Annotated in this window: 14 protein-coding genes; 7 read left to right on the top strand and 7 right to left on the bottom strand. The window is 68.2% G+C overall.

What is annotated here, in order from left to right:
• Positions 1-3: 3 nt before the first annotated feature.
• The 4 genes from Q8Q77_RS07405 to Q8Q77_RS07390 form a co-directional block, all read right to left on the bottom strand.
• Complete coding sequence (locus tag Q8Q77_RS07405) at positions 4-3,129, bottom strand: amidohydrolase family protein (protein ID WP_305582683.1); 3,126 nt, start codon at positions 3,127-3,129, stop codon at positions 4-6.
• Between the two features lie 22 nt (positions 3,130-3,151).
• On the bottom strand, positions 3,152-5,590 hold the full coding sequence (locus tag Q8Q77_RS07400; protein WP_305582681.1) for a TonB-dependent siderophore receptor: 2,439 nt from the start codon (positions 5,588-5,590) through the stop codon (positions 3,152-3,154).
• A 535-nt stretch (positions 5,591-6,125) separates the two neighbouring features.
• Positions 6,126-6,662 (bottom strand): GNAT family N-acetyltransferase, encoded by a 537-nt coding sequence (locus Q8Q77_RS07395; protein WP_305582679.1) that lies wholly within the window; start codon positions 6,660-6,662, stop codon positions 6,126-6,128.
• Positions 6,662-7,354: a glutathione S-transferase family protein gene (locus Q8Q77_RS07390; RefSeq protein WP_305582677.1), complete on the bottom strand. Its 693-nt coding sequence runs from the start codon at positions 7,352-7,354 to the stop codon at positions 6,662-6,664. Before Q8Q77_RS07390 ends, Q8Q77_RS07395 begins: the two co-directional genes overlap by 1 nt.
• 77 nt (positions 7,355-7,431) lie before the next feature.
• Here Q8Q77_RS07390 and pyrE point away from each other — a divergent pair, with 77 nt between their 5' ends.
• Genes pyrE through acpS form a run of 3 tightly spaced genes read left to right on the top strand, consistent with a single transcriptional unit; the run spans position 7,432 to position 9,166 of the window.
• Entirely contained in the window at positions 7,432-8,016 is a 585-nt protein-coding gene (pyrE, locus tag Q8Q77_RS07385; RefSeq protein WP_305582675.1) for an orotate phosphoribosyltransferase, read from the top strand.
• Positions 8,013-8,771 carry a pyridoxine 5'-phosphate synthase gene (locus Q8Q77_RS07380; RefSeq protein ID WP_305582674.1) on the top strand — a complete coding sequence of 253 codons (759 nt, stop codon included), beginning with the start codon at positions 8,013-8,015 and terminating at the stop codon, positions 8,769-8,771. Before pyrE ends, Q8Q77_RS07380 begins: the two co-directional genes overlap by 4 nt.
• The gene (gene acpS, locus Q8Q77_RS07375; RefSeq protein WP_305582672.1) at positions 8,768-9,166 is read left to right on the top strand and encodes a holo-ACP synthase; all 399 of its coding nucleotides are present in this window, start codon (positions 8,768-8,770) and stop codon (positions 9,164-9,166) included. Before Q8Q77_RS07380 ends, acpS begins: the two co-directional genes overlap by 4 nt.
• Before the next feature lie 117 nt (positions 9,167-9,283).
• Here acpS and Q8Q77_RS07370 read toward each other — a convergent pair whose 3' ends face one another.
• Positions 9,284-9,649: a nuclear transport factor 2 family protein gene (locus tag Q8Q77_RS07370; RefSeq protein WP_305582670.1), complete on the bottom strand. Its 366-nt coding sequence runs from the start codon at positions 9,647-9,649 to the stop codon at positions 9,284-9,286.
• A gap of 10 nt (positions 9,650-9,659) precedes the next feature.
• Complete coding sequence (locus Q8Q77_RS07365; RefSeq protein WP_305582668.1) at positions 9,660-10,523, bottom strand: isocitrate lyase/phosphoenolpyruvate mutase family protein; 864 nt, start codon at positions 10,521-10,523, stop codon at positions 9,660-9,662.
• A 62-nt stretch (positions 10,524-10,585) separates the two neighbouring features.
• On the opposite strand from Q8Q77_RS07365, the gene Q8Q77_RS07360 reads away from it, so the two are divergent.
• Positions 10,586-11,206 carry a TetR/AcrR family transcriptional regulator gene (locus Q8Q77_RS07360; protein ID WP_305582667.1) on the top strand — a complete coding sequence of 207 codons (621 nt, stop codon included), beginning with the start codon at positions 10,586-10,588 and terminating at the stop codon, positions 11,204-11,206.
• Here the strand turns inward: Q8Q77_RS07360 and Q8Q77_RS07355 are convergent.
• The gene (locus Q8Q77_RS07355) at positions 11,203-12,096 is read right to left on the bottom strand and encodes an EamA family transporter (protein ID WP_305582665.1); all 894 of its coding nucleotides are present in this window, start codon (positions 12,094-12,096) and stop codon (positions 11,203-11,205) included. The two genes, Q8Q77_RS07360 and Q8Q77_RS07355, sit on opposite strands and share 4 nt — an antisense overlap.
• Positions 12,097-12,327: 231 nt before the next feature.
• Here Q8Q77_RS07355 and lepB point away from each other — a divergent pair, with 231 nt between their 5' ends.
• The 3 genes from lepB to Q8Q77_RS07340 form a co-directional block, all read left to right on the top strand.
• Positions 12,328-13,107: a signal peptidase I gene (gene lepB, locus Q8Q77_RS07350; RefSeq protein ID WP_305582663.1), complete on the top strand. Its 780-nt coding sequence runs from the start codon at positions 12,328-12,330 to the stop codon at positions 13,105-13,107.
• Complete coding sequence (rnc, locus tag Q8Q77_RS07345) at positions 13,104-13,802, top strand: ribonuclease III (RefSeq protein ID WP_305582661.1); 699 nt, start codon at positions 13,104-13,106, stop codon at positions 13,800-13,802. Before lepB ends, rnc begins: the two co-directional genes overlap by 4 nt.
• On the top strand, positions 13,799-14,065 hold a 267-nt coding region (locus Q8Q77_RS07340), incomplete at its 3' end, for a GTPase (RefSeq protein WP_305582659.1). The genes rnc and Q8Q77_RS07340, both read left to right, overlap by 4 nt.

The following is a 14,065-nucleotide window of genomic DNA, read 5'->3' as shown; positions in this document are numbered from 1 at the left end:
CGCCTAGACCTCCGTCGCGTAGAAACCCGTAGGCTGGCAGGCCGGGTCGCTGCAGCAGGCCGCGCGGCTGGCGGCCACATAAGACGCCTCGTGCCACCAGAAGGCCGGCTTGGCGGCGTTGCGGCGGATCGGGCGGGCGTCGGCCTGGGTCGCGTTGGCGAAGGGCGCGATGAGGGTGGCGATGTCGTAGACCTCGCCGTTTTTGATCACCTGGCGGACCGCCGCGGTGTCCTCGATGCGCACCAGGGGATCGCCGTCGGTGACCACCAGGTCGGCTAGCATGCCCTTGGCGATGACCCCCAGCGGCTGTTCCAGATATTCGCCTGAATAGCGGGTGGCCGTGGTCAGGGCCTCGTAGGGGCTCATGCCATATTTGACCATGGCCCGTAGGTTCATGTGCAGGCTGATCCCATTGAAATCGATTGGGGAGTCGGTCCCCGTCACCACCCGCCCGCCGCCGGCCAGTATGGCTTTCAGATGGGCCACGTTCCGCTCCAACGAGGCCAGGGCCACCTTGGGACCGGCGGCCGCGGCCTGGGCGGCCCGCTCGGTGAGGCGGGCATATTCCCAGGGCGGGTAGAGCGCCTTGACCCGGGGATCGTCCACCAGCGAGCGGTCGGTCCCGTACAGCGCCGAGGACTGGAAGAGCGTCGGGGTCCTGCGGGCCCCGGAGGCGGCGAAGAGGGCTGTGACGTCCTGGTAACTGGCGCCCAGCGCGCTGACCGTCCGGGAATAGCCGAAGCGGCTGGTGGCTCCCATGTGCTCCATCCCGTCCAACCCGAAGGCCAGGGCCGGATAGTGGTAGTGCGAGGTGACGTGCATGCCGTTGGCGTGGGCCCAGGCGGTAACGTCGCGCTGGGCCTGAAGGGGCAGGCGGACATAGGCCTTGATCAGGTCGTAGGAGAGGGCCTTGGCGCGCGCGAGCTCCAGCTGCATCTGGCCGGGTTCGGTGACCGGCCGCATGAAGTTGTAGAAGATCCGCGAGCCGTCGATGGCCTCGCCGGTGGAGAAGTAGCGCGGGCCGAGCCGCGCGCCCGCGTCGATGGCCTCGCGGTCCTCGACCATGTGATAGGCGGGCGAACCCGGCGAACGGGCCGAAGTGATGCCCAGGGACAGCCACAGCCGACCCTCGCGGTCGCCGTAGCCATAGCCCTGCATTTGTCGGTGTGCGTGCATCTCCACCAACCCGGGGATGACACTAGGGCCCTCCACCAGCTTGGCGTCGCCCATGCTGGCCTGGCCGGCCGGGACGATATCAGCGATGCGATTGCCCGTGATCACGATGTCGACGTCGCGGCGCTGGTCGGGGGTGAGTCCCTGCCAGAGCTTGCCGGCGCGGACCACGACCTTGCCCCGCGGCTTGGCGAGCGCCCAGGTCAGGCTGTGCGGAACGGTCCTGGCCGCCCCGCCTGTCGCCGCGATCAGCCTGAGCTTGCCGTTGCAAAGATAGAGCAGGCTTTGGGAGTCGCCGCTCCAGGTCGGGGCGTCGGTGACCTCGTTGTTCAGCGCCTTGGGCTCGGCCTGGAACCTGCCCTTGATGTCGACCTGCACCGTCCAGAGGCGGCTGGCGAAGACGAAGGCAAGGCTCTTGCCGTCCGGAGACCAGACCGGGCCGTCGTCGCCCCGCGTGCCCAGCGACTTGTCCGGGAAGACCGGCTGATAGCTGGCCGCTCCAGTCGCCACGTCGACAGTGAGGATCTCGCTCAAGCCCTCGCGGAAGCGGGCGGAATAGGGCTTGAAGGCGGCGAGCGCCAGGGTCTGGCCGTCCGGGCTCCAGGTGGGCTTGCCGGGCTCCCAGATCGCGCCGAACACCTGGCGGATGGCGCCGGTCTCCACCGCAACGGTGTGCAGGGAGCCGGTCTGGTCCAGGAAGGCGATGGACTTGCCGTCCCGCGACCAGGCGGCCGATACCGCCGCGCCCTTGTGCCGGGTCAGCTGGCGCTCGGCGCCGGTGGCCAGGGTCCGCAGCCAGATGTCCAGCTTGCCCTCGCGGTCGGAGGAATAGGCCAGGGTCGCCCCGTCCGGCGACCAGGCCGGGTCGCAGGCCCAGAACCCGTCCTTCACCAGGGGCGCGGGCTTGCCGCCGACGGGCAGCAGGTAGAGAGCGTTCAGCGCCCGGAACACCACGCTCTTGCCATCCGGCGACAGGGCGGGCGAACCGATCCCCACGACCGGCTTGGCGCCCGCGCCGTCATAGTCGCGCCTGGCCTTGGCGTATTTCGGCTTGGCGATGGGGACGGTGACCGAGAATGGGATGTCGGTGGCCGTGACGCCCGCGCGCCGGCGGATCTTGCCATTGGCCGCGTAGACCAGGTCGCCGCCGGGCAGCCAGGTCGGGCGGAAGGGGAAGATGTCCTCGCCGGTGAACAGAGGCCCGCCCGGGGCGCGGAGCTGGACGGTTCCGGCCTCGATGACGCTGTAGATGATCGTTCCATCGGGGGCGAAGCCCGGGCTGTGCAGCTCAGTCGGGCTCATCCGGTCGACGGAGGCCTTCACCGCCGCGGCCACGGTGGTAGCGCCCGTGGCGTCTGTGGTCATCACCCGGGACCGGTCGACCGCGAAGGCGATCCGGGTTCCATCCGGTGACCAGGCCGGCTGGCAGGCCTGGCCCGCCACCTGGGCCCAGAGCTTCGTCTCGCCGGTGGCGAAGTCCAGGACGTGGATGGCGCAGACGCCCGTGCGGTCTGACGAAAAGGCCACCAGCTTGCCGTCCGGGGAGAACCGCGGCTCGCGGGAGTCGAAAGGGCCGGAGGTGTGCTGCTTCAGGTCCGTCCCGTCGTCGCCCACCGACCAGACATGGAAATTGCCGTCGCGATAGGACTGGAAGACTAGGCGCTTGCCGTCCGGCGACCAGCTGGGCTGGGCGCCGTCGGTGAGATCGTCGGTGAGCCGGGTGGCCGACCCGCCACCGATCGGGACCGTCCAGATCACCCCGAACAGGTCGAAAGCCACGCGCCTGCCGTCGGGCGAGGCGGCGACGGCGATGTTGGTGCCCTCGGTCAGGGTCACCGATCCCGCCGCCGTCTGCGCCCTGGCCGCCATGCCCGGGAGGGCGGTGGCGGCGAACGCCGTCCCGCCCAGCGACAACACCCCGCGACGGTCCACGCCGCCGTTGTGCGGATCCTTCAAGCGCTTGCCCCCACGAGCATACTCAGAACTTCCAATTGAGCCTGGTGTAGTAGAATCCGCCAGTGATCCCGAACGGCGAGTACTGGTTGAAGTAGGGGAAGGGATTGGCCCCGCCCCGATTGGCCGGCTGAACCACGTCCGGATAGGTGTCGAGCAGGTTGTTGGCGCCGATCGAGATCTTGATGGCGTCGGTCACCTCGTAGCTCATGTCCAGGTCGACGATGCCGGTCGGGGAAATGGTCTCGTCCAGCAGCGGATTGACTGAGTTGCGCTGGATGACCTCGCCATAACGGGTGACCCGGACATTGGCGTTGAACCGGCTGCGCGTGTAGTCGGCCGAGAGGATCTGCTTGTCCCGCGGCGTGCCCACCGTGAAGTCGCCGATCCGGCCGCGACCCACCAGCACCAGGCCTGCGGCCGCCAGTTGCGGCGGCGGCGGGGTGATGCGGTCGAACTCGCTCTTGTTGTAGTTGGCCGAGAAGGTCCATCGGACCGCGCCGTAGTCCCCGAAGTCCGTGCGGTAGTCGACCACGAAGTCGACCCCCTTGGTGGTCATGTCAGCGGCGTTGGCGTAGTAGAACGCCGCCTGGCCGGGATTGAGCCCCTGGCTCACCAACACGGCGCTGACCGTGGCGTTGGGGCCGAGCTGCTCACTCTGCATGATCCGGTTCTTGATCTCGATCTGGTAGACGTCGAGCGTGGCGCTCAGCGCCGACAGCGGGTTCATCACCAGGCCCAGCGAGTAGCTGGTCGACTCCTCGGGTTCGAGCGGCTTGGCGCCGAGCGCGATCGCGGCGGGATTGTCGGACGGCAGGATCTGCGACGGGCCGAGCTGGGCCGGCCGGCCGGGCAAGGCGACATTGATCGTGCTGGCTGATCCGTAGTGCTGCTGCTGCAGGGACGGGGCCCGGAAGCCGGTCGAGGCGGTGCCGCGGACGGCCAGTCCGTCGAAGGGTTCCCAGCGCGCGGAGATCTTGCCCGTCGTGGTCTCGCCGAAGTCGGAATAGCTCTCATAGCGGCCAGCCAGCGAGACCTCGAAATTGTCGGCCAGGGCCTGTTCGATGTTGATGTAGACGCTCTTGTTGTCGCGCTCGAAGGTCCCGGCCGCGAAGGGCGGGAAGCCCGACACGCCCTGCGACCCGCCTGCCGTAAGCTGGCCCGCCAGCGGCGTGCCGGCCGGGGCCACATAGCCGCCCGAGATGTAGGAGGCCGGCTCGCCCACCCCGATGATGAACTCGTCCTTGCGGTATTCGGCGCCGACGGCGAGGAACAGCGGCTTCTCCAGCCCGATGTCGAACTCGCGGTTGATGTCGAAATTAGTGGTCCACTCCTTGAAGGTCAGCGTCCCCAGATAGAAGAAGCTGGGGCTGGCCGGGCCCATGGAGGCGTTGAGCGAGTTCTCGTAATAGCCGACCTCGTTCTTGCTGAGGGTGGTCGAGAGGTCCCAGGCGAAGGAGAACAGGTTGTCGCCCTTGGCCCCCACGGCGAACTGCCAGTCCTGGTCGTCCAGCTTGAGGCGCACGGCATAGCCGTCGGGATAGACCGCGACATTGTTGAGGATGCTGTTCGGCGGCCGGAAGGTGAGCCAGGCCGCGGTCTGGCGGCTGGCGATAGTGCCGAATGAATAGAGCTTGATGCTGTCGCCCAGCTCGTAGCCGCCGTTATAGGCCAGCGAGTAGAACTGCACCTGCGGACTGCCCGGGTGGGCGGTGTGGCGGGTGTGGGTTCCCTCGCGCGGGTCGGGCTGGCCGTTCACCGGAAAATAGAAGACGCCGGTATAGGGCGTGAACATGCCGCGATCGGCGTAGTTGGTGGTGCGTGCGTCCAGGGTGACGTTCAGATATCCGGTTTCCCCGAACGAGAAGCCGTGGTTCAGAGAGCCCTGCAGGGTCTCGCCATCGCCCTTTCCGGTCATGCCGGCCAGCGCCGTGAAGCCGCCGCCCTCGGCGTCGTCCTTCAGGATGATGTTGATCACCCCGGCCAGGGCGTCGGAGCCGTACTGGGCCGAGGCGCCGTCGCGCAGCACCTCGATGCGCTCGACCGCGGAGGAAGGGATCAGGTCGAGATCTGGCGGCGACTGCCCATTTTGGGTGGTGCCGTTGACGAACAGGACGGCCGTGTTGTGTCGCCTCTTGCCGTTCACCAGCACCAGGGTCTGGTCGCCAGCCAGGCCGCGAAGCGACACCGTCTTGATGGCGAAGCTGGCCCCGGCCCCGGAGTTCGAGGTGTTGGCCGAGGGCACCAGGGTGGAGATCAGGTCCCGCGTGGACTGCTTGCCGCTCTTCTGGAGCACCTCGGACGACAGCACGTCGATGGGCGCCAGGCTGGTGGTGACGGTACGCGTGGTCGACCGCGTGCCGGTGACGATCACCTCGTCGACCGTGTCGCTACTCTCGTCCGCCCATGCGGGCGACGCCGTGGCCAGGGCGAGCAGGCTCGCGGCCGCCAGATACGCTTTCATTGCCGATTTCCCCTATGATCCCCACGAGAACCCGGCCTGGACTCCTCCTTGGCGCTCAACTTTTTGACGGCAAGTTCAAAAGTAGCCGTGTTGAGTCACCTGATTTCGCGCGCGGCGACGCCCGCGGAAGCGGGTCAATCCGAGCGGATGTTCAAATTGAATACTTATGAGAGCGTCGACGGATCATCCGTCCGCCTGAATCCCATGCAACTGATCTAGGTGAACGCCGTCAATCTATCGGCTCGCCAGCGCAAATATTGCTCCATCCATGGTGATGCATTCAGCAGGCGGAGAATGTCTTGCCCATTCGGCGATCATCGGCCCGCCGATCCGCGTCGCTCAGGTTGTGGCGCGTCCGGCGCTCGTCCACGCCTTGGCCGCGCCCTGCTGTTCGGCGCGTCTCGGTTTCGACGATCACCTACCCGCCATTGACCACCACGTGGGTCGTGCGAGGGCGGGCGTGGAAAGGCTGGGCCGACGGCGGCTGTCGCCCGACCGCGAAGGACTGGACCTAGGCGTGGTGAGCCCGGCCTGGCTAGGGCCAAGCTTTCTCCAGACGATAGAGTCGGTAGGCGACGTCCCGGCCGCCATGTGGCTTGGATGATTTCATAGTGTCTCCGGCATGGCGAAAGCCGAGGGCCAGCAGCACCCGACCCGAGGCTGGATTTTCCGCCGCGTGCCCAGCGATCAAATGATCGAGTCCAATTGTGCGGAAGGCGAAGTCCCGGACCGCTCCCGCCGCCTCTCGAGCCAAGCCCTTGCCCCAGTGGGCCTCATCGAAAAAGTAACCAAGCTCCGCGCCGCCCGACGCGATCGCGTCGATGTCGGCGCAGCCGATGACCTCTCCCTCCATCACGCAGGCGAACCGATAGGCCGCGCCCGCACGCCATTCCTTCCCGTGAATGTCGACCCAATCGACCATAGCCTCTGGCGTTGGAGGCCAAGGGGCCAAGCGCAGCATGCGGGTGACGTTCCAGTTGGACTGAATCTCCACCAGCCTCGGCGCGTCGGCTGGCTCAAAGGGGCGCAAGGTCAGCCGCGGGGTGGAAAGGCGAAGACCGCGGTCGATCATCAGCTCGACTGCTTCGCCCGCGCCTTGGCGGCGGCCTGCTGTTCGGCGATGGCGTCTCGGGTCTCGGCGATCACCCGCGCGGCGATCGGATCGGTCTGGATGGCGCGCCAGTAGGCGGCGAGCCTGGGCAGGGCCTTCAGCGGATCGGGGGTGCCGAACAGGCCGGGGATCCATTCGCTGGCCAGCACCAGCTGCGGGGCGATGGCGCCGTCGGCCTGGGTGAGTGAGCGTCCGACCGCATAGCCGTGCTCGCCGATGAAGTCCTCCAGATAGGCCAGGGCCTCGGCGAGCCTGCCAGCCGCCGCGTTCACGACCTCCGGCTCCCAATGGCGCCGCGAGCGGCCGGCCAGGGTGAACAACGGGACCATGGCCATGACCACGTAGAAGTCGCAGATGCGCGAGAGCAGCCGCATCCGCGCGCGCTCCCACAGGTCGTCCGGCCGCAGTGACGGTTCGGGATAGGCGTCTTCCAGGTACTCGCAGATCACCTCGGACTCGGGCAGGGCCCGGCCGTCGTCCAGCACCAGGGTGGGCACCCGGCCGATGGGATTGATCTTGAGATACTCTTCCTTGGTCTCGACCGAGGCGTGGAAACCGGGCGGCTGGATGATCTCGACCTCGATCCCCTTGGCGTAGAGCAGCAGGCGCACGCGGGTGGGGAAGGGCGAGTCATAGGTCTGGAAGAGTCTCACCGGTCTGCGGCCCCTACGCGAATTGGTCGATGACAGCTTGGCAGGGGTTCGGTAATCCGCAAGCCAGGAGACCCCGCATGAACACCGAAGATGTCCTCGAAGAATTCCGCGGCGCCGGCGCGCTTCGCGAAGGCCATTTCATCCTGGCCTCGGGGCGCCACAGCCCGATGTTCCTGCAGAAGAACCTGGTGTTCCAGTATCCGGAGCGCACCGCGCGGCTCTGCAAGGCGTTGGCGGAGAAGATCGTCGCCCAGTTCGGCAAGCCTGACGTGATCGTGGCCCCCGCGGTCGGTGCGATCATCCCGGGCTATGAGGTCGCCCGCTGGCTGGACGTCCCGTCGATCTATGTCGAGCGCGAGGAGGGCAAGTTCAAGCTCCGCCGCGCCTTCACGATCGCGCCGGGCGCCAAGGTCGTGGTGGTCGAGGACGTGATCACCACGGGCGGCTCGTTCCGCGAAGCCGTCGAGCCCATCGAGGCCGCCGGCGGCAAGGTGCTGTGCTGCGCCTGCATCGTCGACCGGTCCGGCGGCAAGGCCGATGTGGGTTGGCCGCTGGTGGCGCTGGCCACCGTCGATGTGCCGTCCTACGCCGCCAACGAGCTTCCGCCCGAGCTTGCGGCCCTCCCGGCCGAGGAGCCGGGCAGCAAGAGGCTGCGCGGATGAGCCGCCTGCGCCTTGGGGTGAACATCGACCACGTGGCGACCATCCGGAACGCCCGGGGGTCCACCTATCCCGACCCCGTCCGCGCCGCCGAGATGGCGATCGCCGCCGGCGCCGACGGCATCACCGCCCACCTGCGCGAGGATCGCCGCCACATCTCGGACGGCGACATCGAGGCCCTGGCTGTCATCACCCGCAAGCGCGGCCGGCCGCTGAACTTCGAGATGGCCGTAACGCAGGAGATGGAGGCTATCGCCATCGCCCACCTGCCGCACGCCGCCTGCCTGGTGCCCGAGCGCCGCGAGGAGCGGACCACCGAGGGCGGCCTGGACGTGGCCGGCGGCCACAACGCCATCACCCCGGTCGTGCGCCGCCTGGTGGAGGCGGGCATCCGCGTCTCCTGCTTCATCGACGCCGACCCGGTCCAGGCCCAGGCCTCCAAGGACATGGGCGCCCAGGTGATCGAGCTGCACACCGGCGCCTATTGCGACGCCGTGCGCGAGCGGACCGGCGAGGCCGACCGGCTGCTGGAGGCGCTACGCAAGACCTCCGAGGCCGCCGAACGGATGGGGCTCGAGGTCCATGCCGGCCACGGCATCGACTACGAAACCGTCAAGCCGATCGCCGCGATCCCGCAGCTCGCCGAGCTCAATATCGGCCACTTCCTGATAGGCGAGGCGATCTTCACCGGCCTCGGCCCCGCCATCCATCGGATGCGGATGCTGATGGACGCCGCGCGCGCCGAGCGTGCCGCTTGATCATCGGGATCGGCTCGGACCTCTCGGACATCCGCCGGGTCGCTGAGACCCTGGAACGCTTCGGCGAGCGGTTCACCAACCGCATCTTTACCGAGGTCGAGCGCATCCGTTCGGAGCGCAAGCCCGACCGCGCCTCCAGCTACGCCAAGCGGTTCGCCGCCAAGGAGGCCTGCGCCAAGGCGCTGGGCACGGGCATGCGCCGTGGCGTGTTCTGGCGCGACATGGGGGTGGTCAACATGCGCTCGGGCCAGCCCACCATGGCGCTCACCGGGGGGGCGCTCACTCGCCTGCAGGAGATGACGCCGGCCGGCCACAAGGCGGTGATCCACCTCTCGCTCACCGACGACCATCCCTACGCCCAGGCCTTCGTGATCATCGAGGCCTTGCCGGACTAGCGGCCGAGGCGCCGGCCGGCAGCAAAAGCGGCTCCAAAAAAAAAGCCCACCCCGGCGAACCGGGATGGGCGAGGTCAGGGCTTGGACACTCTGGAAAGCGTGGAGGAGCCTGGGACGTCAGACGGTCATCTGCTTGGGGTCGTAGAAGAAGGTCTCGCGCGCGATCTTCTCGCCGCGCCAGGTCTGCCAGGCGACCTCTTCGATCACCCGCGACGGGCCTTGCTTGGGGAAGAACTCGAAGCGCCAGCGGATCGCCACCTGGTCGCCGTCGGCGAGCACCAGGCCCATCAGCTCAGTGGTCACCCGTTCGACCCGGGCCAGCACCTTGGCCTCTCCGGCCATCAGCACCTCGCGGCCGACACGGGGCGGGTCGTTGTTCTCCTGCATGGAAGCGTCGTCGGTGTAGTAGCGCTCGATGGCGCCCACATGGTCGCCGCTGACCACGTGGGCCACAAAGGCGTCGAGGGTTTCTCGGCTGGGCATCGGGCGTTCCTCAGGCGTGGCTGTCTTCGGGATGGCGGGAGATCAGGCGGGCCAGGTTAAGGAAGGCCGGCCCGCTGCGCACCGCATAGTCGAAGGTCCCGCTGGCCCGAACCTCGTCCAGCACCGCCCCGGCCTGGGCGTAGGTTGCGGCCATTAGGCTGCCGCCCATGGAGATCCGGCGGACCCCGGCGCCGGCCAGCTGGCGGAACGGCGCCGTCGCGGTCTTCTGGGCCGCCATGAGGTTTACCGGGCCGTCGATGGCCGAGACCAGGCTCTTGGCCGTCTCCAGGTCGCTGGGCACCGGCACGAAGACACAGGTCGCCCCGGCCGCGAGGTACATGTTGCCCCGCACCACAGCCTCGGCGAAGGCCGCCTGCGGGTCTGAAGGCTGGTGGTAGTAGGGATCGGTCCGGGCGTTGATCACGAAGTCGGGCAGGCCGGAGGCCTTGGCGGCCTGGACCGCGGCGGCGATCCGCTCGGCGGCCCGCAGGGCCGGGGTCAGGCCGCGGGTCACCGGATCGGTGTCCTCTAGGTTGCAGCCGACCAGGCCCGCGGCGATGGCCAGGCGCACGGTCTCGGCCACGTCACGGGGGGAGGGGCCATAGCCCGCCTCGAGGTCGGCGGTCACCGGGATCGGCACGCGGCGGGCGATGGCGCCGCTGGCCGCCAGCATCCGGTCGCGGCCGATCTTCTCGCCGTCCGGGACGCCATGGGCCAGGGCGACGGCCATCGAGCTGGTGCCGACCGCTGGGAATCCGGCCTCGTGGCAGAGCAGGGCGCTCGGGATGTCCCAGGCGTTGGGAAGCACGAAGCACCCAGTCCGGTGGAGCGCCGCGAACCGGGCCGCCTTTTCGATCTGCGCCGTCGAAACCATGCTCGTACCTGCGGAGTTACTTAAACCGACCGTAAGTCGGTATTTACCGACTGGGAGGCGGTATGTCAATTGGCGCGTCGCCCGGCGACTGCTACGGTGACCTCATGGCGAAGCAGGCCGAACGACGCACCGCCACCCGCGCGGCCATCCTGACGGCCGCGGCCGACCTCTTCGGCGGGCAGGGATTCGCCGCGACCTCGGTCGACCAGATCGCCGCCGCCGCCGGTGTCGCCAAGGGCGCGGTCTATCATCACTTCCCGACCAAGGAGGCCGTGTTCGAGGCGGTGTTCGAGGAGGCTTCCGAGGTCCTGGTCCGCGACGTGATGAACGCCTCGCGTGGGGCCCGCGACGTGCTGGCCTCCATAGGTCTCGGCACCGCGGCCTATTTCGAGGCCTGCTCCCAGGGGCCCAACGGCCGGATCATCCTGGGCGACGGGCCGAAGGTGCTGGGCTGGGAGCGCTGGCGTGAGATCGACAGCCGCTATTTCGGCGCCCTGATCCCGCGCGCGCTGGGCGTGGCCATGGAGCAGGGGATCATCGCCCACCAGCCGGTCGAGCCCCTGGGCCGCCTGCTGCTGGGCGCGGTGACCGAAGCCGCCGTCGCCGGCGGCCACGGAGGCGAACCACAAGCCTATGTGGCGGCGCTGAAGACCTTGCTGGAAGGGCTTCGGCTGCGGCGCTAGGCCCGGGCGAACCGCCGCTCCATGGCGGGCCAGAAGATGTTCAGCGCCAGGCCGCTCATCACCAGGGCCGCGGCCTGCAGCTTCCAGTCGGGCAGGGATTCGCCCAGCCAGAGCGCCGAGGCGCCCATGCCGAACACCGGCACCAGCATGGCCATGGGCGTGATGGTCGCCGCCGGGTGGCGCGAGAGCAGCCAGCCCCAGGCGGCGTAGCCGAACAGGGTGTTGCCGACCGACTGCCAGATCACCGCGGCCCAGGTGGCGGCGTCGGCGTTCTGGACGCCCTGAAGCATCGCGGTCGGACCCTCGAAGACCAGAGCCAGGACCAGCAGGGGCGGCACGGAGAACAGGCTCGCCCACACCACATAGGAGAGCATGTTGACCTGGCCTGCGGCCTTGGAGAATGCGTTGCCCCCGGCCCAACTGGCCGCGGCCAACAGCACCAGGCCCAGGCCCAGCGGGGTCACGCTGGCGTCGGTATGGGCGACGATGACCAGCAGGCCGATCGCGGCCAGGGCCAGGGCCGCGACCTGGAAGGTGCGGATGCGTTCCTTGGCGATCCACATGGCCAGGCCGATGGTGAAGAAGACCTGGGTCTGGACCACCAGCGAGGCCAGGCCCGGCGAGATGTGGCCGTTGATGGCGATGTAGAGCAGGCCGAACTGGCCCGCCCCGATCAGCATCCCGTAGGCCGCCAGGTTGCGCCAGGGCACGTCGGGCTTCTTCAGGAAGAACACCGCCGGCAGCAGGGCGAAGGTGAAGCGCAGGGTCGCAAAGGTCAGCGGCGGCAGGTGGTCCAGGCCGATGCGGATGACCACGAAATTGGTTCCCCAGACCGCTACGACGGCGAGCGCGAGCAGGACGTGTAGCCAGGGCAGGGCGGGACGAGTCATCGCGCGACTAGATAGGGCGTTGTCGCCCCGCCGCAATGGTCAAGTCAGTCCACTTCGGCTTCCGACGCGCAGTCCACTTCGCCGGCGGACGTCGACCATACAACCCTCGACTGCGTCGAAATGCGGGGCGCCCATGACACAGAGTTCGCGGCCCGCTGGCTTGCTCCTTGCGTAAGCAGCGTCTAGCTAGGCTCTCTGTCCGAAGCCCGGACATCTGTCAGGACGTTGTTGATGACCGAACAGGCTCAAACCGCCGCCACCCCGGAGAAGTCCGGCGCGGTGAACGAGTTCGTTGAGATCGTGAAAACGGTCGCCTACGCCCTGCTGATCGCGCTGTTCCTGCGCGTGCTGTTCTTCCAGCCCTTCACGATTCCGTCGGCCTCGATGGAGCCGACCCTGCTTGAGGGCGACTACATCATCGTCTCGAAGTTCACGTACGGCTATTCGCGCCACTCCATCCCGTTCAGCCCGCCGCTGTTCAGCGGCCGCATCATGGGCCGCACGCCCGATCGCGGTGACATCATCGTCTTCAAGCTGCCCCGCGACGGTCGCACCGACTACATCAAGCGCCTGATCGGCCTGCCCGGCGACCGCATCCAGATGCGCGAAGGCAAGCTCTACCTGAACGACAAGATGATCCCGCGCGAGACCTTGCCGCCGGTGATGATCGATTCCGGCTATGGCTTCACCCGCAGCGTCGAGCGCTTCAAGGAGAGCTTCCCGAACGGGAAGACCTTCGTGACCTACGACTTCGGGCCGGATGGCGAGGTCGACAAGACCGAGACCTTCGTAGTGCCCGAGGGCCACTACTTCTTCATGGGCGACAACCGCGACAACTCGCTCGACAGCCGCGTCCCGGCCGAGATCGGCGTAGGCTTCGTCCCGGCCGAGAACGTGGTGGGCAAGGCGCAGATCATCATGCTGTCCTGGGACAAGGAAGCCTCGATCTTCAAGCCGTGGACCTGGGTGATGGACGCCCGACCCAGCCGGTTCTTCCAAGTCCTCAAGTGAACAGGCGCCTGGCCGCGGTCGCCGAGCTCGAAGACCATATCGGCCACGTCTTCCGTGATCGCGACCTCCTGGAGCGGGCCCTGACCCACGCCAGCGTGGGCGACGGGGCGACCAAGGTGCGTCACTACGAGCGGCTGGAGTTCCTGGGGGACCGGGTGCTCAATCTGCTGGCCGCCGAACGGCTGATGGACCTCAACACCGAGGCCCGTGAAGGCGAGATGAGCCGGCTGATGGCCGACCTCGTCAACTACCACGCCTGCGCCCGGGTCGCCCGGCGGATCGGCCTGGCCGAGGCCCTGCGCATGGCGCCCAGCGCCAGCAAGATCGGCGCGCGGGAGAACGACACCGTGCTGGGCGACGCCTGCGAGGCCCTGATGGGCGCGCTCTATGTGGAGGGCGGGCTGGATTTGGCGCGGACCTTCTTCCTGGAGTTCTGGTCCGAGGAGTTCGCAGGGCTGGGCGAACAGCGGATCAAGGACCCCAAGACCCAGCTCCAGGAATGGGCGCAGGGACGCGGCCTGCCGCTTCCGGCCTATAAGGTGGTAGAGCGTACGGGACCCGACCATGCGCCGTGCTTCACGGTCTCGGTGAGCGTCGGCGACCACGAACCCGAACTGGCCCAGGGCCGTTCGCGCCAGGACGCGGAGAAAGCCGCGGCCATGGCCATGTTGTTGAAACGAGAAGGAACGTTATGACCACCCGCGCCGGCTTCGCCGCGATCATCGGCGCCCCCAATGCGGGCAAGTCGACCCTGACCAACCGACTGGTGGGGGCCAAGGTCTCGATCGTGACGCAAAAGGTCCAGACCACGCGCTTCCCGGTGCGGGGCGTGGCCATGGCCGGCGAGGCCCAGATCATCCTGGTCGACACCCCCGGCATCTTCGCGCCGCGCCGCCGGCTGGACCGGGCCATGGTCCGCTCGGCCTGGGGCGGGGCCCAGGAGGCCGACTGCATCGTC

Origin of the sequence: Phenylobacterium sp., assembly GCF_030698145.1 — a bacterium.
GTDB lineage: Bacteria > Pseudomonadota > Alphaproteobacteria > Caulobacterales > Caulobacteraceae > Phenylobacterium.
This window is presented reverse-complemented; position numbering and strand designations above follow the sequence as displayed.